The sequence below is a fragment of the Amycolatopsis viridis genome (assembly GCF_011758765.1).
Taxonomy (GTDB): Bacteria; Actinomycetota; Actinomycetes; order Mycobacteriales; family Pseudonocardiaceae; genus Amycolatopsis_E; species Amycolatopsis_E viridis.
The window spans coordinates 4,598,265-4,624,617 of sequence record NZ_JAANOU010000001.1 but is presented as its reverse complement, the minus strand read 5'-3'; the positions used below and the strand labels follow the sequence as shown (position 1 = coordinate 4,624,617).

Sequence of the window (26,353 nt, the reverse complement as noted above, 5' to 3'; positions counted from 1 at the left end):
CGGGCCCGGCGTGCTGCCGATTGACGAGGAGGATTTCCCAGGCGAAAGGAGCGGCTCATGAGGCGGGCCAGGCGGATCGTGACGGCAGCGGTGCTCTGCGGGGGCCTGGTGGCGGCCCCGGGGAGTGCGCAGGCGCAGCCCGGCGCGACCGGCGCCGGTTCGGTGGGCGCGGCCGACATCGCCGTGAACGGCACCCCGGCGCACGCCGACCCGATCGCGCCGTGCGTCGTGGACGCCACGCCGGCGGGCCGCACCGATCCGGTCACCGTCGGCACCCGCACGAAATACGGCCTGGGCAGCAGCACGTGCACCCGCAACGCGGACGGCACCGCGAGCGTCAAGGTGACCGGTCAGCGGTTCGAAACCAGCGTGCTGCAGCAGTTCGGCGGCCCGGTGATCAAGGTGCGGACGTTCGGCGCCGGCTGCACCACCACCGCCAACGGCAGCAACGGCACCATGGAGCTGGGCAACGTCACCGGCATCACCGTTCCGCAGAACATCCCGCCGAACCACACGATCACCGTGCCGGGCACCACGCCCGGCGCGCCGCCGATGGCCGAGGTCGTCCTGAACGAGCTGATCGTGCCCGTGCCCGCGGACGGCAGCCTGACCACGAACGCCATGCACATCAAGCTGTTCCCGCAGGGTGGCCCGGCCTCCGGCGACATCCTGGTCGGCTCGGCCCGCTGCTCGCCGTTCGGGTTCTGACGGCTCAGGCGTAGCGGCCGGCGGCCGCCGCCACCCGGGTGGCCCGCTCGGCCAGCTCGTCGAGGCGGCCACCTTCGGTCGCGTCGCCGAGCAGGGCCGGGCCGACCGCGACCGCGAGCGCACCCGCGTCCAGGTAGTCGTCCACATCGGACAACGACACCCCGCCGGCCGGCACCAGCGGCACCTCCGGCAGGGTGGACTGGACCTCCTCCAGGTACCGCGCGCCACCGGCGGTGGTGACCGGGAATACTTGCACGGCGGCCGGTCCGTGGCTCCACGCCGCGTCGATCTCGGTCGGCGTCAGTGCGCCGCACACGATCGGCAACGCGTACTCCTGCGCCCGCCACAGCACCTCGGGCGAGAACGTGGGTGTCGCGACGAAGTCGGCCCCGGCCGCCACGCACCGGTCCACGGCGGACGCCGTACGAACCCCGCCCGCGCCGATCAGCGCGTCCGGCCCCAGCTCCGCCTGCAGCACCGCGATCGCGTCCAGCGCGCCCGGCGTCGCCAGGTCCGCCTCGATCACCCGCAGGCCCGCGTCGTACAGGACGAGGCCGGCGTCGGCGAACCAAGCTGGCGAGTCCGCGCGCAGCAGCGCCATGACGCGGCCGGCGGCGAGGCGCTCCCGGAAGCGGTTGTTGTGCTTGCGCAGCACCGTCCGCATCAGCCGACCCGCGGGGTGCCCACGAGTTCCACCCCGGCCGCCCGCAACCGGTCCAGCGCCGCGTCCACGGTCTCCTGCGCGACTCCGGCGGTCAGGTCCAGCAGGACCCGCACCGTGAACCCGGCCGCCGCGGCGTCCAGCGCGCTGGCCCGCACGCAGTGGTCGGTCGCGATGCCGACGAGGTCGACGTCGGTGATCTCCCGGTCCCGCAACCAGTCCACGAGTTTCTCGCCGGCATCGGTGTGCCCTTCGAAGCCGGAGTAGCCGTCGCTGTACTGGCCCTTGGAGAACACCGCGGTGATCGGGCCGACGTCGAGCGCCGGGTGGAACGACGCGCCCGGCGTCCCGGCCACGCAGTGCCGCGGCCAGGACCGCACGTAATCCGGGTCGTCGCTGAAATGCGCGCCGGGGTCGATGTGGTAGTCGCGGGTCGCGGCCACCGCCGGGTAGCCGCCGCGCGCGAGGTGCTCGCTGATCTTCGTCGCCACCTCGGCGCCACCGGCGACCGCGAGCGCACCGCCCTCGCAGAAGTCGTTCTGCACGTCCACGACGATCAGTGCCCGGCTCATCACGCCTCCTGGGGGAACACAGTGGGGATCGCGGGTTCGCCGCTGGAGAGCTTCAGCCCCTCCCACGGCAGGCTGACCAGGCCGTCGCGCAGCCGCTGACGGCTGTCGTCGAGCGAGGGCAGGCCGTCGACCGGCTTGCCGCCGCGCATCAGCGGAATCGGCAGTTCACGGTCGTTCTCGCCGGGCTCGGGACGCCGGCCGGCCACGTACACGACCTCCTCCAGCGCCGTCCCGGTCGGCTTGTGGCGGCGCAGCGCCGACTTCTCGCCGCCGCGCGACGCCTTGTTCTCGCTGCGCTTGGCGACCGGGCGGCCGTCGACCTCGACCAGCTTGTAGACCATGCCCGCGGTCGGCGCGCCCGAACCGGTGACCACGGACGTGCCCACACCGTAGGCGTCCACCGGTTCGGCGCGCAGGGCCGCGATGGCGTGCTCGTCGAGGTCGCCGGACACCACGATGCGGGTGTCCCTGGCGCCCAGGGAGTCCAGCTGTTCGCGCGCCTTGCGGGCCAGCACGCCCACGTCACCCGAGTCGATGCGGATCGCGCCCAGCTCGGGTCCGGCCACGCGCACCGCGGTGTCGATGCCGCGCGTGATGTCGTAGGTGTCGACCAGGAGGGTGGTGTCGGTGCCCATCTTCGCGACCTGGGCGCGGAAGGCGTCCTCTTCGCTGTCGTGCAACAGCATGAACGCGTGCGCCACCGTGCCGCGGGTGGGAATGCCGTAGCGGCGGCCGGCCTCCAGGTTGGAGGTGGTGGCGAACCCGCCGATGTAGGCGGCGCGCGCCGCGGCGACCGCGGCCATCTCGTGCGTGCGGCGGCCGCCCATCTCGATGATCGGCCTGCCGTGCGCGGCCGAGGACATGCGTGCGGCCGCGGAGGCGATCGCGCTGTCGTGGTTGAGGATGGACAACGCCAGGGTCTCCAGCAGGACCGCTTCGGCGAAGGTTCCCCGGACGGTGAGGACCGGCGAGCCCGGGAAGTACAGCTCCCCTTCGGGATAGCCGTCGATGTCGCCGCTGAACCGGTAGTTCGCGAGCCACGACAGGGTGTCGTCGTCGACCACCGCGGTCGTGGCGAGCAGGTCGAGCTCGGCGTCGGCGAACCGGAAGTCGGCGATCGCCTCCAGCAGCCGCCCGGTGCCCGCGACCACGCCGTACCGCCGCCCGGCGGGCAGCCGGCGGGCGAACACCTCGAACACGCACTGGCGGTCGCCGGTGCCGTCGGTCAGGGCACTGCCCAGCATGGTGAGCTCGTAGTGGTCGGTGAGCAGGGCCGTGCTGCCGTGCGTCTCGGGAAAACCCATGGGATCAGACTATGAGGTACTTGCGCGTTCGGCTGAATCACCCGAACAGAGCCACCACCGGTCCCCGGCATGTGGGTTCCGTGACACCATGGATCGCATGACCACGCCTGTCGCATCCGAACAGACGCAGGTTGAACCCATCGGCACCGAGGCCGGTGCCGAGGACGAGCCGTGGCAGACGATCGTCTGGAACGACCCGGTGAACCTGATGTCGTACGTGACGTACGTCTTCCAGAAGCTGTTCGGCTACAGCCGGGACCACGCCACCAAGCTGATGCTCGACGTGCACCACAGAGGGCGTGCGGTGGTGTCCTCGGGGACGAAGGAGAAGGTCGAGGCGGACGTGACCAGACTGCACGCCGCGGGGCTGTGGGCGACGATGGAGCACACTTCGTGAGGGGCTGGCAGCGAACGGGCGGCCGTGTGCACGCCGGGTTCGAGCAGCAGGAGGCCGCGGTGCTGCGCGGGCTGGTGAGCCAGCTCGAGGACATGCTGCGGGCGCGGGCCGAGGAGGCGCCGCAGGACCCGCTGGCCGAGCTGACCGGCATCCGCACCGGATCGCCCGAGTCACCGGACGACCCGGTGCTGTCCCGGTTGCTGCCGGACTACCACAAGATCGACCCGGACACGCCGAGCCAGGAGGTCCTGGACTCGGCGAGCGCCCTGCGGTCGCTGCACGAACCCGAACTGGTCGACGCGAAGGTCGGCGTGGCCACGGTGGTCATGGAGACGCTGCCGCGCGACGGCGGCGACGTGCAGCTCACCTACGAGCAGGCGGACGCGTGGCTGGCCGCGATCAACGACGTCCGGCTGGCACTGGGCACGGCGCTCGACGTCACCGAGGACATGCCCGACGAGCTGCCCGAGGACGATCCGCGGGCGCCGCACCTGGGCGTCTACCACTGGCTGACGTGGGTGCAGGAAAGCCTCGTCCAGGCGCTGACCGGGTGATCCGGGCGTGATCACGGACGTGCCGGGGGTGCTCGTCGGGCATCACCACCGGATCGGTGCGGGCTGGGCCACCGGGACCACGGTGGTGCTCGCACCGCCGGGCACCACGGGGGCGGTCGACCAGCGCGGTGGCGCGCCCGGTACCCGGGAGACGAACCTGCTGGAGCCGGAGAACCTGGTCCGGCACGTCGACGCGATCTGCCTGTCCGGTGGCAGCGCCTACGGCCTCGCCGCCGCCGACGGCGTGATGCGCTGGCTCGCGGAGCGGGATCGCGGGTTCGCCGTCGGCGCGGAGCCGCACGAGGTGGTGCCGATCGTGCCCGCCGCGGTGATCTTCGACCTGCCGCGCGGGGACTGGGGCAACCGGCCGGACTCGTCGTTCGGGTACGCCGCGTGCGAGGCCGCGGGGGTCGCCGTCGGACAGGGTTCGGTCGGTGCCGGGGCGGGGGCGGCCGTGGGGTCGCTCAAGGGCGGCATCGGCACGGCGAGCGAGCGCGTGGGTGAGTTCGTGGTCGGTGCGCTGGCGGTCGTCAACGCGCGGGGTGAGGCGGTGTCGTTCGAGAACGGGCGGCCGTTCGCGGCGGATCACGAGGTCGCGGGCGAGTTCGGCGTGCGGTGGCCGGAGCGCGCCGCCTCGGTGCCCCGGCGGGAGACGGACCTGAACACCACGATCGGCGTGGTCGCGGTCGACGCGGACGTGTCGAAGGCCGAGGCCCGCAGGCTGGCGGTGGCGGCGCAGGACGGCCTGGCGCGGGCGGTGCGGCCGGCGCACTCGATGTTCGACGGCGACACCGTGTTCGCGCTGGCCACCGGCGCCCGGGAGCTGCCCGCGGCCGCGGGGCCGTTCGGGGTGACGACCCGGGCGGCAGCGCTGGACGAACTGTGCACCGCCGCGGCGCGGGTCTTCGCGCGGGCCTGTGTGCACGGGTTGGTGCGTGCGGAGGGGGTGGCCGGGGTACCGGCGTACCGGGACGTGTGGCCGGAGGCGTTCGCGTAACGGCGGCGGCCGGGCCGCGATCATGAGCCCGTGAAGGGTGTGCGGGCGTGGCTGGTGGTCGTCCACAACGACCACGTGAACTCCTACCAGACAGTGGTCTGCGCGGTGCACGCCGTGCTCGGGCTCTCCGCGGCGAGGGCTCTGGAGTTCGCCCACGTGGTGGACCACCGGGGCGCCGCGGAGCTCACCCGGTTCGCCTCTCGCGAGCAGGCCGAGGCGCTGGTCGCCGAGCTGCAGGTGCTCGGGTTGCACGCCACGTTGCAGGGCGGGTGACGTGGACTTCCTGGACGCGCACCCGCTGCCGGACCGGCGGGTCCTGGTCGAGATGTCGCCGAACGTCGGGGAGTGCCTCCACGCGATCGCCGGTGAACTGCTGACCGCCCTGGAGACCGGCCGGCACGGCCGCCGCCCGTTGCGGGACGAGGATCTGTTCCCCGACGCTCACCTGCTGATCCGCGAGGCCCGGGAGTTCCGGGAGCGGCACGGTGCGGCGATGCGGCAGAGCGTGACGGCCGCGGTCCGGGCGGTGGTGCGCGGATGGACGGGTGCGACGGCGGTCACCCTCGATCCGGCCTGGCAGCGGGCCTGGATGATCACCTTCGGCCACGCCCAGACGCTCTACCTGCGCAAACCCCGGTGGCGGGACGGGCGCGCCTGGGCACGCTTCCCGCTCAGCGCCAGGGACGTCACGCTCGAGTGGCTGTCGCACGCGCAGGACGCCGTGGCGCTGGCGTGCGCACTCTCACTCTGTGAACCCCTGGAGTCCGGCACGTAAGATGACCGGCGTGCTTCGGATCCGCCGTGAACTCGTCGACGAGATCGTCGCGCACGCCCGCCGGGACCACCCGGACGAAGCGTGCGGGGTGATCGCCGGTCCCGTCGGCTCCGACCGCCCCGAGCGGTTCATCCCGATGCTCAACGCGGCGCGTTCGCCGACGTTCTACGAGTTCGACTCCGGCGACCTGCTCAAGCTCTACCGCGAGATGGACGCGAACGACGAGGTCCCGGTCGTCATCTACCACTCGCACACCGCGACCGAGGCCTACCCGTCACGCACCGACGTGTCCTACGCCTCCGAGCCCGACGCGCACTACGTGCTGGTCTCGACCCGCGACCCGGAGACCCACGAGTTCCGGTCGTACCGCATCGTGGACGGTGTCGTCACCGAGGAGCCGGTGGAGATCGCCGATCTCACGGAATAACGCCGGGCAGCCGGACGTCAGAGCTGGAAGAAACCCAAGCGGAGGTAGTTACCCATGGCCGTGACCGTGTCCATCCCCACCATCCTGCGTACGCACACGGGTGGTCAGAAGTCGGTCGAGGCGTCCGGCAAGACCGTCGCCGAGGTCATCGACGACATCGAGGCCCGGCACAGCGGCATCAAGGGCCGTCTGGTCAAGGAGGACAAGCTGCACCGCTTCGTGAACGTCTACGTCAACGACGAGGACGTGCGCTTCGCCGGCGGCCTGGACGCCGAAGTCAAGGACGGCGACACCGTGACCATCCTGCCCGCGGTCGCCGGCGGCGCCCGCTAGGCATGGCCCGGTACGAATCGCTGCTGGAAGCCCTCGGCGGCACGCCGCTGGTGGGGTTGCCGAGGCTGTCCCCGACGCACGACGTGCGGCTGTGGGCCAAGCTGGAGGACCGCAACCCGACCGGCTCGATCAAGGACCGCCCCGCGCTGGCGATGATCGAGGCCGCCGAGCGCGACGGCAGGCTGCGCCGGGGATCGACGATCCTCGAGCCGACCTCGGGCAACACCGGCATTTCGCTGGCCATGGCGGCGAAGCTCAAGGGTTACGGCCTGGTGTGCGTGATGCCGGAGAACACCTCCGCCGAACGCAAGCAGCTGTTGCAGGCCTACGGCGCCCGGATCGTGTTCTCACCCGCCGCGGGCGGGTCCAACGAGGCCGTGCGGCGCGCCAAGGAGCTGGCGGAGAAGAACCCGGACTGGGTGATGCTCTACCAGTACGGCAACCCGGCCAACCCGGACGCGCACTACCGGACGACCGGCCCGGAGCTGCTCAAGGACCTGCCGACCATCACGCACTTCGTCGGCGGCCTGGGCACCACGGGCACGCTGGTCGGCGTGGGCCGGTACCTGCACGAGCAGAAGCCGCACGTGCAGATCATCGCCGCCGAGCCCCGCTACGGGGAACTGGTGTACGGGCTGCGCAACCTGGACGAGGGATTCGTGCCGGAGCTGTACGACCCGGACGTGCTCAACGGCCGCTACTCGGTGGGCGCCTACGACGCGCTGCGCCGCACGCGGGAGCTGCTGGAGCACGAAGGCATCTTCGCCGGGATCTCCACCGGCGCGGTCCTGCACGCCGCGCTCGGCGTGGCCGAGAAGGCGGCGGCGAAGGGCGAGAAGGCCGACATCGCGTTCATCGTCGCCGACGCCGGGTGGAAGTACCTGTCCACCGGCGCCTACAGCGGCACCCTGGACGAGGCTGCCGAGCGGCTCGACGGCCAGCTCTGGGCCTGACCGGATCTGGACGGCGCCCCTCTCCCCGGTGCGGGAGCGGGGCGCCGTCGTGTTCCAGGGGGTTGTGCCCGCGGGGCGCCGGCCCGGCGCGCAGTGCATCCGCACCCGGCGGCTCAGGGTTTTCTCCCGATCCCACCGGGCCGTGCCGCTCGTACCGTGGAGGGCATGAGCACGTTGCCCGCGCCCCGGAACGACCAGGCGAACCGCGTCCTGCCCGCGAAGCCGAAGACCGCCGCGCTCGTCGTGCTGGTGTTCACCGCGCTGCTGTACCTGGCCGAGGCCGTGGACACGATCGTGCACCACCGGCTCGACGCCGAGGGCATCGTGCCGCGCACGCTGGGCGGGCTCGACGGTGTGGTGTGGGCGCCGCTGCTGCACGCCGGCTGGCCGCACCTGCTGGCGAACACGGTGCCGGTGGTCGTGTTCGCGTTCCTCGCGATGGCGGCCGGCCTCGTCCGCTGGGTGCTGGTGACCGCGACGATCTGGCTGGTCAGCGGGCTGGGGGTGTGGCTGACCGCGGAGCCGGGCACGGTCACCATCGGCGCGTCCGGACTGGCCTTCGGGTGGCTGGCGTACCTGCTGGTCCGCGGCCTGTTCAACCGGGCGTTCGCGCAGATCGTGGTGGCCGCAGTGCTGCTGATCGGCTGGGGCGGGATGCTGTGGGGCGTGCTGCCCGGGCATCCGGGCGTGTCCTGGCAGGCGCACGCCTTCGGTGCGCTCGGCGGCATCCTCGCCGCCTGGTTCGGCGCCCGGGCGGGACGGCGGCGGACGGTACCCTCGAACCCGTGAGCAATCGCGAGGCCCCGATCGGTGTGTTCGATTCCGGCGTCGGGGGCCTCACGGTCGCCCGCGCGATCCTCGACCAGCTGCCGTCCGAGCAGCTGCGCTACGTGGGTGACACGGCGCACAACCCGTACGGCCCGCTGCCCATCGCGCGGGCGCGCGAACTCGCGCTGAAAGCGCTGGACGATCTCGTCGATGGCGGGGTGAAGGCCCTCGTCATCGCCTGCAACACGGCCTCGGCGGCGTGCCTGCGGGATGCACGCGAGCGCTACGACGTGCCGGTCGTCGAGGTCGTGCTGCCGGCCGTGCGGCGGGCGGTCGCCGCCACCCACACCGGCCGGATCGGCGTGATCGGCACGCTGGGCACCATCCGGTCGCGCGCCTACGAGGACGCCTTCGCGGCGGCCCGCGACATGTCCATCACCACCGTCGCCTGCCCGCGGTTCGTCGACTTCGTCGAGCGGGGCGTCACCTCCGGGCGCCAGGTGCTCGGGCTCGCGCAGGGCTACCTCGAACCGCTGCTGCGCGCCGAGGTGGACACGCTGGTGCTGGGCTGCACGCACTACCCGCTGCTGACGGGAGTCCTGCAGATCGTGATGGGCCCGGAGGTCACGCTCGTCTCCAGCGCCGAGGAGACCGCCAAGGACGTCGTCCGCCTGCTCACCGAGCAGGACATGCTCGCCGAACGGGACACCCCGCCGCGGCACGAGTTCATCGCCACCGGCTCTCCAGAACCGTTCGTCCGGCTCGCGCAGCGGTTCATGGGCTTCGCGCCCGGAGTGCTCTCGCCCATCAGCGCCTGAGCTGGCAGGGTGTCATCTCGTGCGACTGACGATCCTCGGCTGTTCGGGCAGTGTGCCCGGCCCGGGCGAGCCCGCGTCCGGGTACCTGCTCGAAGCGGACGGTTTCCTGCTGGGTGTCGAGTTCGGCAACGGCGTGTTCGCCGAGCTGCAGACGCGGCACGACCCCTTTGACCTCGGCGCGCTCGTGTTGTCGCACCTGCACCCGGACCACTGCGCCGACTTCACCGCGCTGACTGTGCTGCGCCGCTACCACCCGGCACCGCCGTACGACCCGGCCGCGCGCCGTCTGCCGGTGCACGCTCCCGCGAACGCGCCGGTGCGGCTGGCGATGGCCTACGCACCGAACGAGACGGAACTGGCCGAGACCGACCTGTCCGACGTCTACGAGTTCCACGCGTTGACCACCGATCCGGTGAAGATCGGCCCCTTCGAGGTCACCGCGGTTCCGGTGTCCCACCCGACCGAGGCGTTCGGGCTGCGGGTGCGGCACGCCGGCCGGACGCTGGCCTACACCGGCGACACCGGACCGTGCGACGCCCTCACCGAGCTGGTCCGCAACGCCGACGTGCTGCTCGCCGAGGCGTCCTGGACCGACGCGGCGGACCGGCCGCCGGGCGTGCACCTGTCCGGGAAGCAGGCCGGCGAGCTGGCGCGCGACGCCGGCGTGTCGCGGCTGCTGATCACGCACGTCGCGCCGTGGAGCGACCGGGACGCCATCCGCGCCGAGGCCACCGCGGCGTTCCCGGGCGCGGCGCTCGTCGAGCGCGGCGCGGTCTACGACATCTGAGACAGCGCGATTCCCCGTTCGGCGCCCTCCAGGATGCGCGCATCCACATAGGACAGCGAGCTGCCGGGCGCACCGGGTCCGCGGTCGGCGAAGAACTCCAGCACGCCCACGGTGTCCGCGGCGGTGCAGGTCAGGGTGCTCGCGCAGGTGGTTGTGCTCGCGGCGGTCAGGCGCAGCAGGCAGGCGGGCAAGGTCACGAAGGCAGCGCGCATGAGCAGCCACCGCAGCGGGGTTCTACGCTGCACGCGTGGTGCGAAAAGACGGCAGGAACGACGACCAGCTCCGCGACGTGCAGATCACGCGGGGATTCCAGCAGTGGCCCGCCGGCTCGGTGCTCATCGAGTTCGGCAACACGAAGGTGCTCTGCGCGGCCAGCGTCAGCGAGGGCGTGCCCCGGTGGCGCGCCGGATCGGGCCTGGGCTGGGTGACGGCCGAGTACGCGATGCTCCCCTCGGCCACGCACGACCGCAGCGACCGTGAATCGGTGAAGGGCCGCGTCGGCGGCCGGACCCACGAGATCAGCCGGCTCATCGGCCGCGCACTGCGGGCCTGCATCGATTTGTCGGCGCTCGGCGAGAACACGATCCAGCTCGACTGCGACGTGATCCAGGCCGACGGCGGCACCCGGACGGCCGCGATCACCGGTGGGTACGTGGCGCTGGCCGACGCGGTCACCTGGCTCGCCGCGGCCGGGCGGCTGGCCGATCCGCAACCGCTGTCGGCGATGGTGTCCGCGGTCAGCGTCGGCGTGGTGGACGGGCGCGTGCGCCTGGACCTGCCGTACGAGGAGGACTCGCGGGCCGAGGTCGACATGAACGTGGTCTGCACCGACGCCGGCACCCTCATCGAGGTGCAGGGCACCGGCGAGGGCGCCACCTTCACCCGCTCCACTTTGGACAAGATGCTGGACCTGGCGCAGGCCGGCTGCGCGGAGCTCACCCGGTTGCAGCAGGCCGCGCTGGCGCAGCCCTACCCGCACGAGCTGCCCGAGCCGGCCACCGGCAAGAAGAAGGGCGCGAAGTGAGCCGCGTCCTGCTGGCCACGCGCAACGCCAAGAAGCTCGGCGAACTGCGGCGGATCCTGGCGGCCGAGGGCATCGGCGGGCTCGAGGTCGTGGGCCTGTCGGACGTGCCGGAGTTCCCCGAGGCGCCGGAGACCGGCGCGACGTTCGAGGAGAACGCGCTGGCCAAGGCGCGGGACGCGGTGGCCGCCACGTCGTTGCCCGCGGTGGCGGACGACTCGGGTCTGACGGTCGACGCGCTGAACGGCATGCCCGGTGTGCTCTCCGCCCGCTGGTCCGGACGGCACGGCGACGACCAGGCCAACCTCGACCTGGTGCTGGCGCAGCTCACCGACACGCCGGACGAGCGGCGCGGCGCGGCTTTCGTGTGCGCGGCCGCACTGGTGCTGCCGGACGGTACCGAGACGGTCGTGCGCGGTGAGTGGCGTGGCGCCCTGCTCCGGGAAGCCCGCGGCAGCAACGGGTTCGGCTACGACCCGATCTTCCGGCCGGAGGGGGAGAACCGCACGTCGGCGGAGATGGCACCGGCCGAAAAGGACGCTGCCTCGCACCGCGGACGGGCGCTGCGGGCGCTGCTGCCCGCGCTGCGGGAGCTGGCCGGACACTGAGAAGTGGAGACCCGGGAGCCGCCCGTGCGGACGGCTCCCGGGAGTTTCAGGCCGCCGCCGGGAGAGCGGCGGACACGAGCCGGAACGAGACGGTCTGCCCGGGCCGCGCCTGGGCCATCACCGGCAGGTCGTCGGTCAGCACGACGCCGATCACCGGATAGCCACCGGTCACCGGGTGGTCGGCGAGGAACACCAGCGGCAGCCCCGACGGCGGCACCTGGATCGCGCCCGGCACCATGCCCTCGCTGAGCAGCTCGCCCTCCCGCGCGCGCTCCAGCACCGGACCGGTCAGCCGCACGCCGACGCGGTTGCTCTCCGAGGTGACCTCGTAGGTCGCGGTGGCGAAGGTCCGCAGCGCCTCCGCGGTGAACCAGTCGTCCCGCGGACCGGGCATCACGCGCACCGTCAGCCCGAACCCGGCCGGATCGGGCACCGGCGCGACCTCCACCGACGGCAGCGGACCGCATTCGTCGCGGCCGATCGGCAGGACGTCGCCCTCGCTCAGCGCGGCCGGCCCCAGCCCGGCCAACAGGTCGGTCGACCGGGACTCCAGCACCTTGTCCACCCCGATCCCCCCGCGCACCGCCAGGTAGGTGCGCAGGCCGGAGGTCGGCGCACCGAGCACCAGCTCCTCGCCCGGCCACACGGTGAACGGCGCGTTCATCGCCTCGCCGCGGCGGCCCCGGCGCACCGGGCAGGGTGCGCCGGTCACCACGACCCGCGCCACCTGCCGGAACCGCAGCACCAGACCGCCGAACGTGGTCTCCAGGACGGCGGCGTCGTCCAAGTTGCCCACGAGCCGGTTCGCCAGCGCCGCCGACCGCCGGTCCGCGGCCCCGGACCGGCCGACCCCCAGGGCGGCCAGTCCGGGACGTCCCAGGTCCTGCACCGTGGTCAACGGCCCGGGCCGCACCACCTCGATCATCGAACCTCCCGGAAGCGAATGCGGGTACCCGGCCGCAGCAGGGCCGGCGGACGACGGGCCGGGTCCCACAGCGGGATCTCGGTCCGGCCGACCAGCTGCCAGCCGCCCGGGGAGGACCGCGGGTAGATGCCGGTGAACTCACCGGCGATGGCGACCGCACCCGCGGGCACGTGCGTCCGCGGCGTGGCCCGCCGCGGCAGGTGCAGCTTCGGGTGCAACCCGGTCAGGTACCCGAACCCGGGAGCGAAGCCGCCGAACGCCACTGTGTACTCGGCGGCGGTGTGCATCTCGACGACACCGTCCGGGCCGAGGCCGGTGTGTTCGCCGACCTCGGCCAGGTCCGCGCCGTCGTAGTGCACCGGGATCTCCACCAGCTCGCCGCGCATCGCCTGGGCGGGCACCGGTTCGGTGCCCGCCAGCAGCTCCGCCAGCTCACCGGCCCCGATGATCGCCGGGTCGAAGCGCACCAGCAGGGTGCGCGCCGCCGGCACCAGTTCCGTCACGCCGTCGGGCCGGGGGTCGGACAGCGCGGAGTACAGCCCGAGCACCGCATCGATCCCGCCGTCGCCGACGTCCACGAGCAGCGCCTGGTCCCCGCATCGCCGGATGTTCATGCGAAACTCCGCACCTCGACCCCGGCCGACACCAGCGCGGTACGGGCCGCGGTGGCCAGCGCCACCGCGCCCGGGGTGTCGCTGTGCACGCACAGCGAACCCGCCTGGAGGGGGATGACCGTGCCGTCCACGGCCACCACCTCGCCGTCCCGCACCAGCCGGACGCACCGCCGCGCGACCTCGTCCGGGTCGGTCAGCACCGCCCCCGGCTCGCGCCGGGGGAGGAGCCGCCCGTCGGGCGAGTACCCGCGGTCGGCGAACGCCTCGGCGATCGTGGTCAGCCCGATCTCGGCAGCCCGCGCCAGCCACCGGGATCCGGGCTGCCCGAGCACCGGCAGCGTCGGGTCGTACTGCCACACCGCCTCGGCCACCGCGCCCGCCTGCTTCTCGTGCGTGGCGATGGCGTTGTACAGCGCGCCGTGCGGCTTGACGTAGGCGATCTCGCCGCCCGACGCGCCGGCCAGTGCGTCGAGCGCACCCAGCTGGTAGAGGATCTCGTCGATGAGTTCGACGGGGTCCACGTCGAGGAACCGGCGGCCGAACCCGGCCAGGTCCCGGTACCCGACGTGGGCGCCGATGGTGACCCCGCGCTGCACCGCCGCCTCGCACACGTGCCGCATGGTCGAGGGGTCACCGGCGTGGAAGCCACAGGCCACGTTGGCGCCGGTCACGACGTCCAGCAGGGCCTCGTCGTCGGCGATCCGCCAGGCGCCGAACCCTTCGCCCACGTCGCAGTTCAGATCGATGGTGGCGGTGGTCGCGGGGGCGCTCATCGTGCGACTTCCGCCGTCGGAGCCGGAACCGCGACAGTCTCCACGGGCGTCTTCCGGGCGAGCGTGACACCGATGCCGGTCAGCACCGCGGTCACCACGACGTAGAGCGCCACCGCGACCCAGGAGTGGTAGCTGGCGATCAGCGCGGTGAAGATCAGCGGGGCGACCGCACCGCCGACCACACTGGCCAGGGTGTAGGCCAGCGAGCTGCCGGTGTAGCGCAGGCGCTCGGAGAACTGCTCGGTGATCAGCGCGGCCTGCGGGCCGTAGAGCAGGGCGTGGATCGCGAGCGCCACGACCATGCCGACGGCGATGGCCAGGTAGGACTTGGTGCCGGCCAGCGGGAAGAACAGGAACGGCCAGACCGCCGCGGCGATCGTGCCCACCATGTACATCGTGCGGCGGTTGAACCGGTCGGACAGCGCGCCGGCGGCCGGCATCAGGAACAGCTGGAACGCCGAACCGATCATCACCGCGGTCAGGCCCTGGCTGCGGGTCATGTGCAGCTCGCTGGTCATGTAGGTGAGGACGAAGACCGTGAACAGCGAGTACAGCACGTCCGGGCAGATGCGGACCAGGATGCCGGCGATGAGTGCCCGCGGCTCCTGCGTGAAGACCTCCCTGAGCGGGGCCTTCGGCTTCTCGCCGCTCTCGGCGATCTTCTTGAAGACCGGGGTCTCCTCGAGCTTCATCCGCAGCCACAGGCCGAACAGCACCAGGACACCGGACAGCAGGAACGCGACGCGCCAGCCCCAGGACTCGAAGGCGGCGGTGCTCAGCAGCGCGGTCAGCAGCGCGATCACACCGTTGGCCAGCAGGTTGCCTGCCGGCGGGCCGATCTGCGCGGCCGAGGCCCAGAAGCCGCGCTTCTTCGGGTCGCCGAACTCACTGGAGAGCAGCACGGCGCCACCCCATTCACCACCGACACCGACACCCTGCGCGAAGCGCAGCAGCACCAGCAGCACGGCGGCCCAGCCGCCGACCGAGGCGTGGGTGGGCAGGACACCGATCAGGAACGTGGCGATACCGGTCAGCAGCAGGGTGAACACGAGCACCTGCTTGCGGCCCAGCTTGTCGCCGAGCCGCCCGAAGACGAACCCGCCGAGCGGGCGGGCCAGGTAGCCGACCGCGTACGTGGAGAACGCCGCCATGGTGCCGGCGAGCGCGTCCCCGGAGGGGAAGAACAGCTTGCCGAACAGCGTCGCGGCCGCCACCGAGTAGGCCGCGAAGTCGTAGTACTCGAGGGTGGTGCCGGACAAGCTCGCCACGAACGCGCGGCGCAGGGAGCGCTTGTCCGTGGTCTCAGTTGAAGCGGTCATCACGATGTCCATCCATCGAAGGGAGTGAGGTAGGTCATGAAGTTAGGGATTGTTGAACGATCCGTCAATACTTTCGAGGAGCAAGCACCGGGCTTCGAAGCATCCGGATAGACTTTTCGTAGAACAAGTCGCAGGTTGGACCGTCCTTCGAGGGATGGTTAAGTTTCCGTTACGCGGTCCGACCCTGAGAAACCGGAGGCCTCGAGTGACCACCGACGCCGAGTCCATGGGCTCGATGCTCAGCACCGGGCTCGAAGCGGACCGCCTGCTGCTCGGGCGCACGAGCACCGCCGAACGCCTGGCGGACATCCTGCGTGCACGCATCACGGAGGGCTACTTCGAGCCTGGCAGCCGGCTGTCCGAGGAGGCGATAGGCGGGGCGCTGGGCGTCTCCCGCAACACCCTGCGGGAGGCGTTCCGGCTGCTCACCCACGAGAAGCTGCTGGTCCACGAGCTGAACCGGGGCGTGTTCGTGCGCCGCCTCTCGGTCGAGGACGTGATCGACCTGTACAAGGTGCGCAAGCTCGTCGAGTGCGCGGTGCTGCGGGAGATCGACAGCCCGCCGGGGGACAAGCTGCGGGCGGTGGAGGCCGCGGTGGCCGACGGTGAGGACGCGAAGAAGCGCCAGGCCTGGCGTGAGCTGGGCACCGCCAACATCCACTTCCACCAGGCGCTGATCACGCTCGCCGGCAGTCCCCGGGTTGACGAGCTGGTGCGCGGGCTGCTCGCCGAGCTGCGGCTGGTCTTCCACGTGATGGCCGACCCGCAGCCGTTCCACGAGCCGTACCTGGAGCGCAACCGGGAGATCCTGGACCGGCTCCGTACTGGTGACGGCGCCGCCGCGGAGCGCCTGCTGGCCGCCTACCTCGACGACGCGGAGAACCAGCTGGTCACCGCCTACCGGACCGGCATGTAGCGACGGCCAACCCACCACCCCCGCCAGCAAACACGGCGCCCCCGGCGGCAAACACGCCGCTGGTCGGCGTGTTTGCTGCTCCGGGCAGTGTGTTTGCCGCTCCGGGTGGTGTGTTGGCTGGTTCCGGGTGGTGTGTTGGCCGATGTGGCTCAGGCGGCGATCTGCAGGTCCTTGAGCAGCTTCGCCACGTGGCCGGTCGCGCGGACGTTGTACATCGCCTTGACGATCGTGCCCTCGGGGTCGATCACGAAGGTCGACCGGATGACGCCCTGGACGACGCGGCCGTAGTTCTTCTTCTCGCCGAAGGCGCCCCACTCGGTGAGCACGGTCTTGTCCGGATCGGACAGCAGCGGGAACGTCAGCCCCTCGGCGTCGGCGAACTTCGCGAGCTTCTCCGGCTTGTCCGGCGAGATGCCGAGCACCTGGTAACCGGCGCCGTCGAGCTCGGCGAGGTTGTCCCGGAAGTCGCACGCCTGCTTGGTGCACCCGGGCGTGCCGGCCGCGGGGTAGAAGTAGACGACGACGTGGCTGCCGCGGAAGTCGGACAGCGACACCTGCTTGCCCGTGCTGTCGGGGAGGGTGAAGTCGGGGGCCTTCTCGCCGGGGGCGAGCCGCTGCGGGTCAGTCATGGCCCGAGCGTACTCAGGCGCGCCCGCAGTACACCGCGATGACCGGGCTGGTCGCGGTGGGCCGCAGGGTCAGCTTCATCTCGGCCGTCTGCGGTGGCGCGGCGAACGCCAGGTTCACCCGCACGTCGCGCCCGGGCTGCACGTCCTTGCCCGCCTCCACGATCCCGCTGTAGCCCTGGGTGGAGTCCACGACCTGTTTGGACGCGACGTCGCCGACGGTCGCGGACACGCTCAAGCCGGACAGCCGGTACGGCTGAGCGCCCTCGTTGCGGATGATGATCTCGAACGCCACCGCGCGATCGCTGTGCGGGTACGCGCTGTCGCTGGGCTTGAACGGCTTGGGCGCGGACACCGACACGGCGATCCCGTCGGCGAACCGGAACTGGCCGCCGAAATCGAGCGTGCGCAGCGCAGGCAGCGCCTGCTGGGCCGCGATGTCCCCACCGGTGCTCGTCGACCCGCTCCCGACCTGCGCGGGTGCACCGCACGCGGTCACCGCCACCAGGACGAGAGCGGCCATCGCGTGCCTCGGGGTGCGCACAGGGGCCACTTCCTCACGTCTTCAACTGCCGCCCGACTGGTCCGAACGGGGTAGGTATTTCCGCCGGGCGCGCTCCACTTTGTCGGTCTTCCCGTGCGCGTGCGAGTCACCGCACGGGGTTGACGCGGACCTGGTGTCGGCCTGTGGCCGATCCGTGATCGGAGCGGCACGGATCGTGATCGGGCTCTCACGCCCCGGATCAGACCGCGAGAGCGAGGAAGAGGATGAACGTGCCGCATCCGACCAGCCAGGCCACGATCAACCAGCCGAAATCGCGCCACGGGTCAACCGTGTGGTTGTCCTCGCCGGGGACGTAGACGCCGCGCTGCTCGAACCAGTCGGCCACGCGGCTCACCCACGAAAGAGGGTTGCGGCCCGCCACGCTCGTCACCTCCGCCATCCCGCGATCGGGCTCACAGTAACGGGTCGGTTCCGCGATCGGCCTGTCACGGTCCGTACGACATTTGGCCTACTGGTTGTGACCTCGGACACGATAGAAGGCAACGAACTGATAACAACCGTCATTATGTCGCGGGCAGTAGCGGAAGCGGAGAGGTTCAGCGTGACGAGCGACGACAAAGACACTCGACCGAGTGCCACGACACGGCAGATCAGTGTCGCGGAGTTGCTGCGCCGGGAAGGCGTCACGCAGGAGTTCACCGCCGTCAAGCTGCCGAAGGATCCCGAGCCGCAGGCGGACGACCCCGGCATCACCGCGGAGGTGGCCGAGGCGCCGACCGTGCGCATCCCCGCGGCGAGCATCCTGCGGCGCGAGAGCGAACCGGGCAGCCGGTGGGACAAGCGCAAGGCGGGCCGGATCGGCGCACTCGCCGCCGGTGTGGCGGCGCTGGCCGGCGTCGCGGTGACCACGCTGACCACCGGACAGCTGCACGACGCGGCCGCGCCGGGCGGCGTGGGCGGCGGCGGCTTGGACACCAGCACCGGAAACGCGCCGGCGAGCACCAGCACCAGCACGAGCACCATCGCGGCGCCGCAGCAGCAGCTGCTGGCCAGTAGTACTCCGATGCCGGTGAGCCCGGACCTGCCACCGGCCGGCAGTGCGTCGTCCCAGTCCGCGGCCACTCAGCCCGGTGGGACCAGCAGCACGAGCAGCGGCGCGCGGACGGGCCAGTCGTCCACCAGCAGCGGCTCGGTGGCCGCGCCGGTTTCGACGCAGCCCGGGGCTCCCGCGGCGCGCAGCACGACCGGCACGAGCAGCCACCCGGCGGCGACGACCACGACCACGACCACCACGGCGCAGGACACGACGACCCAGCCGAGTTCTCAGCCGCCGTCCAGTTCGTCCTCCCGGCCCACGGCGACCACCAAGAAGAACGACGGCGGCCTGCTGGGGGTCGTCGGCGGCCTGGTGGGCGGGCTCCTCGGCGGCTGACCCCGGACCTCGTGCCGACGGCCACCCGCGTTCGCCGCGAGGTGGCCGTCGCCGTTCGATCAGCGGGGGAGGCGCCGCCAGACCGGCCGCGGCAGCAGCCGCATCAGGAAGAACACCGGGCGCAACACAGGCGGTACCCACACTTCGCCACGCCCGCGGTGCAGGGCACGGACCGTGGCCGTGGCCACCTGCTCCGGTGTGCTGGCGAACGGGGCCGCCGACATGCCCTCGGTCATCCGGCCGATGACGAAACCGGGCCGCACCAGCAGCAGCCGCACGCCGCTGCCGTGCAGCGCGTCGGCGAGGCCGCTCGCGAAGCCGTCCAGCCCGGCCTTCGCCGAGCCGTACACGTAGTTCGCCCGCCGCACCCGCACGCCGGCCACCGAGGAGAACACCACGAGCCGGCCGTGGCCCTGCGCCCGCAACAGGTTCGCCAGCTCGGTCAGGATGCTCACGTGCGCCACGTAGTCGGTGTGGATCACGGCCATCGCGTGCGCCGCGTCGCGTTCGGCCCGCTCCTGGTCGCCCAGGACGCCGAACGCGACCACGACGGTCGCCAGTGGACCGTGTTCGGCGACGACCGCGTCCAGCACCCCGCGGTGCCGGGCCACGTCGTCGGCGTCGAACTCGACCCGCGCCACCTCCGACGCGCCGGCCCGGCGCAGCGACGTCTCCTCGTCGTCGAGGTCGCCGCAGCGCCGGGCCGCGAGCACGAACTTTCCTCCGCCACCCGCGAGTTTCCGCGCGACGGCGAGGCCGATCTCACTGCGCCCGCCGAGCACCAGCACTGTTTCGCTCACGCCCGGCAGTCTGCCCGACGATCAGTGCGTGGTGTGTCCCGGCCGGTGCGCCCGCCAGCGCGAGGTGCGGTGCCGGCCGGGTTCGTCCGCGCCGGTCTGCTGCGGCACCGGGCGGGTCGGGACGTCCGCGTTGCCCGGCACGTCGTTCCCGGTCACCACCGGCTGCTGCATCCCGCCGCCCGTGGCGGCGGTGGTACCGGTGTCCGTGGACTCCATCTGCGCCCTCTTGCGTGCCGGCATGATCGCGATGATCAGACCCAGGACGGCGGTCACCAGGTGCAGCCAGTTGTCGGCCGAGTTCAGGTTGAGCGGGTTGCCGAGGCCGGACACGGGGTTCGACGAGATCACCCCGGTGACCATCAGGCCCCAGATGCCGATCAGCCCGTACCCGATGAACAGGATCCAGCCGAAGGTGCGTGCCGAGGGTGAGCTCGCGGCGAACACCAGGCCGAGCACACCGATCACCGTGTGGACCAGGTTGTGCAAGGGGTTGATCATGAAGCCCAGGAGCATCTGGTGCTGGTTGCCGGTGAAGCTGCCGAGCCCGGTCCGCACGAACCCGACGATGCCCACGGCGAGGTAGACCAGGCCGACGAGCGCGGCGAGTCCCTGGACCGGCTGGAAGCCGGCAGCCCGGACGCGGGCGTGTTCGGTACGAGACATGGCGCCTGTCCCCTTCGTCCGACGTCACCACGGTTGCGTGATGTGCTTGGTGGGCTACCCCCGGCGTTGAGTGGGCAAACTCACCGCACGAGCCGTCCGAGCAGGGCGGATGCGACCGCGATGGCGACCGCGGCGGACCCGGCGAGCACCGCGAAGTCCACCCAGAGGTGGTGGACGGTGCCGATGAGCAGGCCGCGCAGGGCGTCCACCTCGTAACTGAGCGGGTTCACGCGGCTGAGCACGCGCAGCCAATGCGGCATCAGGTCCACCGGATAGAGTGCATTGGAGGCGAAGAACAACGGCATAGTGATCGCCTGCCCGATGCCCATCAGCCGTTCGCGGGACAGCACCAGTCCGGCGATGACGATCGACAGGCAGCAGAAGAACGCCGAACCGAGCACCACGGCGAGCGCGGCGCCGATCAGCTTCAGCGGGTTGGCGGTCAGGCCGACACCCAGGATCGCGGCGAGGACGAGCACGATCACCGCCTGCACGAACGCCCGTACCCCGGCCGCGAACGCCTTGCCGGTGACCAGCGCGGCGCGCGGTGTCGGCGTGACCAGCAGCTTGCCCAGCACGCCCGCGTCGCGTTCCCAGATGATCTGGATGCCGTAGAAGATCGCGATGAACAACGCGGACTGCGCGAGGATCCCGGGCGCGAGGAAGTCCAGGTAGGGCGTGTCCCCGGTCGGGATGGCGCGCAGCCGGGTGAAGGTCTCGCCGAAGATCAGCAGCCACAGCGCCGGCTGGATCGCGCGGGTGACGAGTTCGGAGCGATCGCGGCGCAGCTTCTGCAGCTCCACCAGGCACATCGTGCCCACGCGGGACAGCAGGCGGCGGACCGGATCGGGTTCAGCCCAGGCGGCGGGCGGTGCGTCGAGCGGCGCGGACACCTCGCATCCCTCCCTTGTCGGTGTCGTCGAACGCGTCACCGGTGACCGCCCGGAAGACGTCGTCCAAAGTGGACCCCGGACCCAGCTGCGCCCGCAGGTCCGCGGGGCTGCCCAGGGCGCGGACGCGGCCGCGGTGCATGAGCGCGACCTGCTCGCAGTACTGCTCGGCCTCCTCCATGTAGTGCGTGGTGACCAGGACCGTCATCCCGGTCTCGGCGCGAACCTGCCCGATGCGCTCCCAGACACCGCTGCGGGCCACCGGGTCGAGCCCGATGGTCGGCTCGTCCAGGATGAGCAGCCGCGGCGAGCTGACCAGCGCCTGCGCGAGTTCGAGGCGGCGGATCATGCCACCGGAGTACGTCGCGGCCGTGCGGTCGGCGTCGTCGAGCAGGCCCACGGCGCCGAGCGCGATGCGGACCTGTTCCGCGCGCTCACGCCGGGGGACGTCGAACAGGCGCGCGAACAACGACACGTTCTCCCGGCCGCTGAGCGAGCCGTCGGCGGAGAGTTGTTGCGGGACGTAGCCGATCAACCGCCGCACCGCCATCTTCCGGCGGGTGACGTCGAGCCCGAAGACCTCGACCGTGCCGGTCCGGACCGGCAGCAGGGTGGTGATCATCCGGATCGTCGTGGTCTTGCCGGCCCCGTTGGGGCCGAGCAGCCCGAACACCTGACCGGCCGGGATCTCCAGGTCGACGCCGTCGACGGCGACGGTATCGCCGAAGGCGTGCCGGAGGCCGGCGCAGCGCACCGCGGGTGTGGTCATTTCTCCTCCTGGAGTGCGTCGATCAGCCGGCCGAGTGCGGGGAGCGCGGCCTCGATCGCGTCGCGGTCCGCGGACGACAGGGTGGCGACCGCCGACGCGACGAACCCGGTGCGCGTGCGGCGCCAGCTCGCCAGCCTCGTCCGGGCTGCGCCGGTGAGCTCGAGGCGGGCCGCGCGCCGGTCGGCGGGGTCGGCGCGCCGCTCCAGCAGGCCGGCGTCGACGAGCTGGTTGACCAGCGTGCTCACCGAGTTGCCGGCCAGGTGCAACGCTCGCGCGGCCGCGGCGACGCCGATACCGGGGTGGCTCTCGACCACGCGGAGCAATTCGACCTGACCGGCGCGCAGGGGAGCGTGCGGCAGGGTTTCCCGCACCCGGCGCCGCACCACCCGCCGCAGTCCGGCGGTGGTCGTCATGAGGTTCTCGGCCAGGTCCCGCACGCTTTCACGATAGCTCTGTCTAGGAGCTATTAGCAATGCTCATCATATTACCGGCCGGAAGTGGCCGGACGGCCGCGAAGTCGTCGGCGCGTGATCGGAAACCTTGGTAAGCATGAACGGTGGCGAAGAGCGCAGAGGAGAAGAAGCGGGCGGCGGACGCGTTCCACCGGCTGATCAACCCGGTGACCAGGCGCATGCCCGGGCAGGTGGTGCTCGAGACGATCGGGCGCCGCAGCGGCGTGCCCCATCAGACCCCGGTCGGTGGGAAGGTTGCCGGGGACTCGTTCTGGTTCGTGGCGGGCGACGGCCGGCACGCGGCCTACGTCCGCAACATCGAGGCGAACCCCAAGGTGCGGGTGCGGCTGGGCCGGACCTGGCGCGCCGGCACGGCTCACCTGCTGCCGGACGACAACCCGGACGAGCGGTTGAAGACACTGCCGTCGTTCAACAGCTGGGTCGTGCGCCGCCTGGGGATCGCGCCGCTGACCGTGCGGGTCGACCTGGACTAGCGTGCGTGGGCGGAGCCGCGCCGCCCAAGATCGACTTGTCGACATCGCTCGGGCTACTGTGGATGGAAAGCACCCGTCCGGGTCCGGCGGCGCGCTCGCTAAAGTCCTGCGGGTGAGTACCGGAATCTCCACCTTGGCCAGTCAGTGCCGCGCACTCTCCCGCACCAGGGCGCTGGCGAGCTGGGTCGGCGATGGGAGACCCGTTACGCCCAAAGGAGTTCTGCGCCCCGCCGACGTGCCCTCGGTCGCCGGGGTGCTGGGCGTCGAGGTGGGCGAGAAGGTGCGGTCGGCAGCGGACGTCGTCACGATCCACCGCCCGTGGGTGGCCGCGGAAGGCGCCGGGCTGATCGAAGTCGGCGTCGAGGAGGCGGTCGCCCGGCCCGCGCACGACGACCCGGCGCAGTTGTGGCTCAAGGGCCTGGACGCGGTGCTGCGCGCGGAATCGGCCGACCCGCGGCGCCGGGGGGCGTTCGCGTTGTGCCGCGCGGTGCTCACGGCACTGGCCAACGGGCCGCTGCTCGACGATCTGGTGTTCTCGGTGCACCGGCTGCTCAAGGGCAGCGAGGACGCCCACGCCGTCGCGGCGAGTTTCGGCGGCACCCAGCCGTTCCCGCTGGACGCGGCGCTCGACGTGCTCACCGAGTTCGGCGCCCTCGACGGGGACCGGAAGGTCACGCCGCTGGGCCAGTGGGCGCTGGACGAGTGGGCCGCGCGGGAACCGCGCCCGGTCACACCCGATCTACCGGCCGGGCACCTGCTGAACCGTCTCGCGCCGCTGCCCGCCGACGAGGCGTGGCACCAGGCGCTGCGCTGGTTCGAGGGCCGGCGGCCGGTGGACGGCGCGGCGCAACTGCTGCACGCCGCCGAGTTCGCCTCGCCCGTCGAACGCGTCGCGGCCGTCGAGGTGACCGCCGGCTTCGGTGACGAGGTGCTGCCGGCGTGGCACAGCGCCCTGAGCTACCGCAACGTCCGGCCGCACGCCGCCGCGATGCTGGCGATGTTTGACGAGGGTCCTGGGCTGACCGGAGCGGAGCGCCGGCGCATGGTCACCGAGTACGCGTTGTCCGCGCGGGAGCGCAGCGGGGTCGAGGAGGCGTACCACTACGTCCGCGACCGGGGCGGGCTGGACGCGCTGGAGCCGGAAGCCACGGCGTTGCGGCGCGAGCTCGCCGCCTTCGCCGCCTCGGTGCGGCTCAGCGTGTACCAGCTGAAGATCACGGTGACGGGCCGCAAGCCACCGCGGTGGTGGCGGTTGCTGATCCCGGCGAGCGTGACGCTCGGCGTGCTGGCCGAAGCGCTCGACGCGGCCGGCGAGGAGCACCTGTTCGAAGCCGACGGTGTGCGGTACGCGGACCCGTTCTTCGGCCTCGGCGAGGACCGGGACTCCCACGACGTCCGGCTGTCCCACGTGCTGGTGCGGCCGGGCACGAGCCTGCAGTTCGTCCTCGGCGGCGCCGAGCACGTGGTGACGTGCGAGAAGATCCTCGACCCGGATCCGAACGCGGACTACCCGCGTTGCACGAGCGTGTCCAAGAGCGGGGAAAGCGTTTCCTCGCGCAACCGCCGTCTCGCCGCGATCCGGATCCCGCACCCCGCCCAGCCCTGACGGCGACTCGCCGTCCGGCCGCCGGGAACTCAGCTCCGGGCCAGTCGCTCCAGGATGAACGCGCGCAGGCCGTCCAGGTCGGTGTCCACCGCGATCTCGACCCGGCCCGGCACCACGTCGCCCTCCGCGTCCGCGCGCAGCGCCTGCCGCCGCCGGTCGACCAGTGTCGCGCCGCGCGCCGGACCCAGCGAGCACTCGACCTCCACCGGATACCGCTCGGTGCGCAGGATGCCGGGCCGGATCGCCTCGGCGACCGCGACTGCGTCGTGCAGCACGATCCCGTCCCAGCCGAGAGCTGTGCGGTAGTGCGCCCGGTAGTCCGGGGTCAGGGCCGCCAGCGCGGCACCGACCGGGCCGGACGCGGCGAGCTCGCCCAGCCACGCGCTGTCCACCGCGCACCGGTACGTCAGGTCCATCGGCACCAGCACGCACGGCACGGTCTCCTCGACCAGCACCCGCCGCGCCGCCTCCGGGTCGCTCCAGATGTTGAACTCCGCCGCGCCGGTCGAGTTGCCACCGGCCAGGCCGCCACCCATGATCACGATCCGGCCGATCTTCTCCCGCACCTGCGGGTGCGCGGCCAGCAGCAGCGCGATGTTCGTCAACGGGCCGATCGGCGCGATCGTCACCGGCTCCTCGGCCGCCTCGAGCAGCGACACCAGCAGGCGCACCGCGCCGCCCGGCTCCACCGCCCGGTGCGGCTCGGGCAGCGTCGCCGAACGCCCGGACAGCCCGTCCGGGCCGTGCACGTGACTGGCCCGCCGCAGCTGGGCGTGCACCAGCGGGCGCGCGGCACCGGCGGCCACCGGCACGTCGGCACGCCCGCACAACGCCAGTACCCGGCGGGCGTTGAGCGTGGTCGCCTCGAGCGGGACGTTGCCGAACACCGTGGTGATCCCGAGCAGATCCACGTCCTCGCTCAGCGCCGCCACGGCGATCGCGAAGGCGTCGTCCACGCCCGGGTCCGTATCGATGATCAACGGGAGCGGCATACTGTCAACCTATGACATCGATGTGGGGATCGCCGGTGCTGTCCCGGGTGCAGGCGTGGCGCCGCGCCCGGCGCGACCCGCGGCAGGCGAGGTTCCTGACCGCCGAGTCCCTGCGCTGGGTTCTCCGCAACCGGGCCTACACGCCCTGGTACCTCGTGCGGTACTGGCGGCTGTTCAAGTTCCGGCTCGCCAACCCGCACATCATCCTGCGCGGCATGGTCTTCCTCGGCAAGGACGTGGAGATCCACTGCCGGCCCGGGTACGGCCGCCTGGAGATCGGCCGCTGGGTGCACATCGGCGACGGCAACGCCATCCGCTGCCACGAAGGTTCGCTGCGGATCGGCGACAAGGCGGTCTTCGGGCGCCAGAACGTCATCAACTGCTACCTCGACATCGAGCTCGGCGCGGCGACCCTGGTGGCCGACTGGGTCTACATCTGTGACTTCGACCACGTCACGGCGGACATCAACCTGCCGATCAAGGACCAGGGCATCGTGAAGACCCCGGTCCGGATCGGACCGGACACCTGGATCGGCACCAAGGTGTCGGTCCTCCGCGGGACCCGCGTCGGCCGCGGCTGCGTGCTCGGCGCCCACGCGGTCGTGCGCGGTGACATCCCGGACTACGCCATCGCGGTCGGCTCCCCGGCCCGCGTGGTGCGGGACCGGCGGGCCGACTACGAAGCCGACGCCGCCCGTCGCGAGGCCGTCGCGGACATGGCCCGCAAGGCGAGCAAGGCGCTCCAGAAAACGCTCGAACAGCACTAGCGCCCACCGCCGCAGCCGGCAAACACGCCCGCCGCAGCCGGCCAACATGCCGGCCGGAGCGGCAAACACGCCGGCAGGTGCGCGTGTTTGCCGCTCGTGGCGCCGTGTTCGCTGTTGCGGGCGCCGT

At 72.1% G+C, this 26,353-nt stretch carries 36 protein-coding genes; 19 read left to right on the top strand and 17 right to left on the bottom strand.

What is annotated here, in order from left to right; genetic code table 11:
• Window positions 1-57: 57 nt before the first annotated feature.
• On the top strand, window positions 58-708 hold the full coding sequence (locus FHX46_RS22880; protein ID WP_167118746.1) for a choice-of-anchor P family protein: 651 nt from the start codon (window positions 58-60) through the stop codon (window positions 706-708).
• A gap of 4 nt (window positions 709-712) precedes the next feature.
• Here the strand turns inward: FHX46_RS22880 and FHX46_RS22875 are convergent, their stop codons facing one another.
• The 3 genes from FHX46_RS22875 to FHX46_RS22865 are packed head-to-tail and all read right to left on the bottom strand — an operon-like array spanning window position 713 to window position 3,245.
• Window positions 713-1,372, bottom strand: coding sequence for a bifunctional 4-hydroxy-2-oxoglutarate aldolase/2-dehydro-3-deoxy-phosphogluconate aldolase (locus tag FHX46_RS22875; RefSeq protein ID WP_167118743.1), 660 nt, complete (start codon window positions 1,370-1,372; stop codon window positions 713-715).
• Window positions 1,372-1,941, bottom strand: a complete 570-nt coding sequence (locus FHX46_RS22870; RefSeq protein WP_167118740.1) for an isochorismatase family protein — start codon at window positions 1,939-1,941, stop codon at window positions 1,372-1,374. Before FHX46_RS22870 ends, FHX46_RS22875 begins: the two co-directional genes overlap by 1 nt.
• Entirely contained in the window at window positions 1,941-3,245 is a 1,305-nt protein-coding gene (locus FHX46_RS22865) for a nicotinate phosphoribosyltransferase (protein ID WP_167118737.1), read from the bottom strand. Before FHX46_RS22865 ends, FHX46_RS22870 begins: the two co-directional genes overlap by 1 nt.
• Before the next feature lie 97 nt (window positions 3,246-3,342).
• Between FHX46_RS22865 and clpS the strand changes: the two genes are divergently transcribed.
• The 11 genes from clpS (at window position 3,343) to FHX46_RS22810 (ending at window position 10,054) form a co-directional block, all read left to right on the top strand.
• Window positions 3,343-3,642, top strand: coding sequence for an ATP-dependent Clp protease adapter ClpS (gene clpS, locus FHX46_RS22860; RefSeq protein WP_167098960.1), 300 nt, complete (start codon window positions 3,343-3,345; stop codon window positions 3,640-3,642).
• Entirely contained in the window at window positions 3,639-4,196 is a 558-nt protein-coding gene (locus FHX46_RS22855; RefSeq protein WP_167118734.1) for a DUF2017 domain-containing protein, read from the top strand. The genes clpS and FHX46_RS22855 overlap by 4 nt, the downstream gene beginning before the upstream one ends.
• A 7-nt stretch (window positions 4,197-4,203) precedes the next feature.
• Window positions 4,204-5,193, top strand: coding sequence for a P1 family peptidase (locus tag FHX46_RS22850; RefSeq protein ID WP_167118731.1), 990 nt, complete (start codon window positions 4,204-4,206; stop codon window positions 5,191-5,193).
• 30 nt (window positions 5,194-5,223) lie between these two features.
• Window positions 5,224-5,466 carry an ATP-dependent Clp protease adaptor ClpS gene (locus FHX46_RS22845; protein ID WP_167118728.1) on the top strand — a complete coding sequence of 81 codons (243 nt, stop codon included), beginning with the start codon at window positions 5,224-5,226 and terminating at the stop codon, window positions 5,464-5,466.
• A 1-nt stretch (window position 5,467) separates the two neighbouring features.
• A complete protein-coding gene (locus FHX46_RS22840; RefSeq protein WP_167118725.1) occupies window positions 5,468-5,968 on the top strand; it encodes a DUF2017 family protein in 501 nt (166 codons plus the stop codon).
• 1 nt (window position 5,969) lies between these two features.
• Complete coding sequence (locus FHX46_RS22835) at window positions 5,970-6,395, top strand: M67 family metallopeptidase (RefSeq protein ID WP_167118722.1); 426 nt, start codon at window positions 5,970-5,972, stop codon at window positions 6,393-6,395.
• Between the two features lie 54 nt (window positions 6,396-6,449).
• A complete protein-coding gene (locus FHX46_RS22830; RefSeq protein WP_167098944.1) occupies window positions 6,450-6,728 on the top strand; it encodes a MoaD/ThiS family protein in 279 nt (92 codons plus the stop codon).
• Window positions 6,729-6,730: 2 nt separating this feature from the next.
• Window positions 6,731-7,681, top strand: coding sequence for a PLP-dependent cysteine synthase family protein (locus FHX46_RS22825; RefSeq protein WP_167118720.1), 951 nt, complete (start codon window positions 6,731-6,733; stop codon window positions 7,679-7,681).
• A 165-nt stretch (window positions 7,682-7,846) separates the two neighbouring features.
• A complete protein-coding gene (locus FHX46_RS22820) occupies window positions 7,847-8,470 on the top strand; it encodes a rhomboid family intramembrane serine protease (protein ID WP_167118717.1) in 624 nt (207 codons plus the stop codon).
• Window positions 8,467-9,267, top strand: a complete 801-nt coding sequence (gene murI / locus FHX46_RS22815) for a glutamate racemase (RefSeq protein ID WP_167118714.1) — start codon at window positions 8,467-8,469, stop codon at window positions 9,265-9,267. The genes FHX46_RS22820 and murI overlap by 4 nt, the downstream gene beginning before the upstream one ends.
• 19 nt (window positions 9,268-9,286) lie before the next feature.
• Window positions 9,287-10,054, top strand: coding sequence for an MBL fold metallo-hydrolase (locus FHX46_RS22810; protein ID WP_167118711.1), 768 nt, complete (start codon window positions 9,287-9,289; stop codon window positions 10,052-10,054).
• Here the strand turns inward: FHX46_RS22810 and FHX46_RS22805 are convergent.
• Window positions 10,042-10,266 carry a hypothetical protein gene (locus FHX46_RS22805; RefSeq protein ID WP_243871327.1) on the bottom strand — a complete coding sequence of 75 codons (225 nt, stop codon included), beginning with the start codon at window positions 10,264-10,266 and terminating at the stop codon, window positions 10,042-10,044. The genes FHX46_RS22810 and FHX46_RS22805 overlap by 13 nt on opposite strands.
• Window positions 10,267-10,301: 35 nt before the next feature.
• Here FHX46_RS22805 and rph point away from each other — a divergent pair, with 35 nt between their 5' ends.
• Complete coding sequence (gene rph, locus FHX46_RS22800) at window positions 10,302-11,078, top strand: ribonuclease PH (protein ID WP_167118708.1); 777 nt, start codon at window positions 10,302-10,304, stop codon at window positions 11,076-11,078.
• On the top strand, window positions 11,075-11,683 hold the full coding sequence (gene rdgB / locus FHX46_RS22795) for an RdgB/HAM1 family non-canonical purine NTP pyrophosphatase (protein WP_167118705.1): 609 nt from the start codon (window positions 11,075-11,077) through the stop codon (window positions 11,681-11,683). The genes rph and rdgB overlap by 4 nt, the downstream gene beginning before the upstream one ends.
• A 46-nt stretch (window positions 11,684-11,729) precedes the next feature.
• Here rdgB and FHX46_RS22790 read toward each other — a convergent pair whose 3' ends face one another.
• Genes FHX46_RS22790 through FHX46_RS22775 form a run of 4 tightly spaced genes read right to left on the bottom strand, consistent with a single transcriptional unit; the run spans window position 11,730 to window position 15,314 of the window.
• The gene (locus FHX46_RS22790; protein WP_167118702.1) at window positions 11,730-12,608 is read right to left on the bottom strand and encodes a 5-oxoprolinase subunit C family protein; all 879 of its coding nucleotides are present in this window, start codon (window positions 12,606-12,608) and stop codon (window positions 11,730-11,732) included.
• Window positions 12,605-13,222: a 5-oxoprolinase subunit PxpB gene (pxpB, locus tag FHX46_RS22785; RefSeq protein WP_167118699.1), complete on the bottom strand. Its 618-nt coding sequence runs from the start codon at window positions 13,220-13,222 to the stop codon at window positions 12,605-12,607. Before pxpB ends, FHX46_RS22790 begins: the two co-directional genes overlap by 4 nt.
• The gene (locus FHX46_RS22780; protein ID WP_167098920.1) at window positions 13,219-13,995 is read right to left on the bottom strand and encodes a LamB/YcsF family protein; all 777 of its coding nucleotides are present in this window, start codon (window positions 13,993-13,995) and stop codon (window positions 13,219-13,221) included. Before FHX46_RS22780 ends, pxpB begins: the two co-directional genes overlap by 4 nt.
• On the bottom strand, window positions 13,992-15,314 hold the full coding sequence (locus tag FHX46_RS22775; protein ID WP_243871326.1) for an MFS transporter: 1,323 nt from the start codon (window positions 15,312-15,314) through the stop codon (window positions 13,992-13,994). Before FHX46_RS22775 ends, FHX46_RS22780 begins: the two co-directional genes overlap by 4 nt.
• Window positions 15,315-15,540: 226 nt before the next feature.
• Between FHX46_RS22775 and FHX46_RS22770 the strand changes: the two genes are divergently transcribed.
• Window positions 15,541-16,230 (top strand): GntR family transcriptional regulator, encoded by a 690-nt coding sequence (locus tag FHX46_RS22770; RefSeq protein ID WP_208401632.1) that lies wholly within the window; start codon window positions 15,541-15,543, stop codon window positions 16,228-16,230.
• Between the two features lie 149 nt (window positions 16,231-16,379).
• On the opposite strand, the gene bcp is transcribed toward FHX46_RS22770, so the two are convergent.
• The 3 genes from bcp to FHX46_RS22755 form a co-directional block, all read right to left on the bottom strand.
• Window positions 16,380-16,859, bottom strand: coding sequence for a thioredoxin-dependent thiol peroxidase (gene bcp / locus FHX46_RS22765; RefSeq protein WP_167118690.1), 480 nt, complete (start codon window positions 16,857-16,859; stop codon window positions 16,380-16,382).
• A 13-nt stretch (window positions 16,860-16,872) separates the two neighbouring features.
• A complete protein-coding gene (locus tag FHX46_RS22760) occupies window positions 16,873-17,400 on the bottom strand; it encodes a hypothetical protein (RefSeq protein ID WP_313886224.1) in 528 nt (175 codons plus the stop codon).
• Window positions 17,401-17,599: 199 nt separating this feature from the next.
• Complete coding sequence (locus FHX46_RS22755; protein WP_313886292.1) at window positions 17,600-17,782, bottom strand: hypothetical protein; 183 nt, start codon at window positions 17,780-17,782, stop codon at window positions 17,600-17,602.
• A 180-nt stretch (window positions 17,783-17,962) separates the two neighbouring features.
• Here FHX46_RS22755 and FHX46_RS22750 point away from each other — a divergent pair, with 180 nt between their 5' ends.
• Window positions 17,963-18,793, top strand: a complete 831-nt coding sequence (locus tag FHX46_RS22750) for a hypothetical protein (protein WP_167118684.1) — start codon at window positions 17,963-17,965, stop codon at window positions 18,791-18,793.
• Between the two features lie 59 nt (window positions 18,794-18,852).
• On the opposite strand, the gene FHX46_RS22745 is transcribed toward FHX46_RS22750, so the two are convergent.
• The 5 genes from FHX46_RS22745 to FHX46_RS22725 all read right to left on the bottom strand — a co-directional run bounded on the left by FHX46_RS22745 (window position 18,853) and on the right by FHX46_RS22725 (window position 22,352).
• Window positions 18,853-19,593, bottom strand: coding sequence for an SDR family NAD(P)-dependent oxidoreductase (locus FHX46_RS22745; RefSeq protein WP_167118680.1), 741 nt, complete (start codon window positions 19,591-19,593; stop codon window positions 18,853-18,855).
• Window positions 19,594-19,614: 21 nt separating this feature from the next.
• A complete protein-coding gene (locus tag FHX46_RS22740; protein ID WP_167118677.1) occupies window positions 19,615-20,256 on the bottom strand; it encodes a DUF4383 domain-containing protein in 642 nt (213 codons plus the stop codon).
• Between the two features lie 80 nt (window positions 20,257-20,336).
• The gene (locus FHX46_RS22735; protein WP_167118674.1) at window positions 20,337-21,149 is read right to left on the bottom strand and encodes an ABC transporter permease; all 813 of its coding nucleotides are present in this window, start codon (window positions 21,147-21,149) and stop codon (window positions 20,337-20,339) included.
• Entirely contained in the window at window positions 21,109-21,915 is an 807-nt protein-coding gene (locus tag FHX46_RS22730; RefSeq protein ID WP_167118671.1) for an ABC transporter ATP-binding protein, read from the bottom strand. Before FHX46_RS22730 ends, FHX46_RS22735 begins: the two co-directional genes overlap by 41 nt.
• Window positions 21,912-22,352, bottom strand: a complete 441-nt coding sequence (locus tag FHX46_RS22725; RefSeq protein WP_313886223.1) for a MarR family winged helix-turn-helix transcriptional regulator — start codon at window positions 22,350-22,352, stop codon at window positions 21,912-21,914. Before FHX46_RS22725 ends, FHX46_RS22730 begins: the two co-directional genes overlap by 4 nt.
• A 119-nt stretch (window positions 22,353-22,471) precedes the next feature.
• Here FHX46_RS22725 and FHX46_RS22720 point away from each other — a divergent pair, with 119 nt between their 5' ends.
• Window positions 22,472-22,861 carry a nitroreductase/quinone reductase family protein gene (locus FHX46_RS22720; RefSeq protein ID WP_167118668.1) on the top strand — a complete coding sequence of 130 codons (390 nt, stop codon included), beginning with the start codon at window positions 22,472-22,474 and terminating at the stop codon, window positions 22,859-22,861.
• 112 nt (window positions 22,862-22,973) lie between these two features.
• The gene (locus tag FHX46_RS22715; protein ID WP_313886222.1) at window positions 22,974-24,467 is read left to right on the top strand and encodes a plasmid pRiA4b ORF-3 family protein; all 1,494 of its coding nucleotides are present in this window, start codon (window positions 22,974-22,976) and stop codon (window positions 24,465-24,467) included.
• Window positions 24,468-24,496: 29 nt separating this feature from the next.
• Here FHX46_RS22715 and FHX46_RS22710 read toward each other — a convergent pair whose 3' ends face one another.
• Window positions 24,497-25,459: a nucleoside hydrolase gene (locus FHX46_RS22710; RefSeq protein WP_167118667.1), complete on the bottom strand. Its 963-nt coding sequence runs from the start codon at window positions 25,457-25,459 to the stop codon at window positions 24,497-24,499.
• Between the two features lie 11 nt (window positions 25,460-25,470).
• On the opposite strand from FHX46_RS22710, the gene FHX46_RS22705 reads away from it, so the two are divergent.
• The gene (locus FHX46_RS22705) at window positions 25,471-26,226 is read left to right on the top strand and encodes an acyltransferase (protein WP_167118664.1); all 756 of its coding nucleotides are present in this window, start codon (window positions 25,471-25,473) and stop codon (window positions 26,224-26,226) included.
• Window positions 26,227-26,353: the final 127 nt, after the last annotated feature.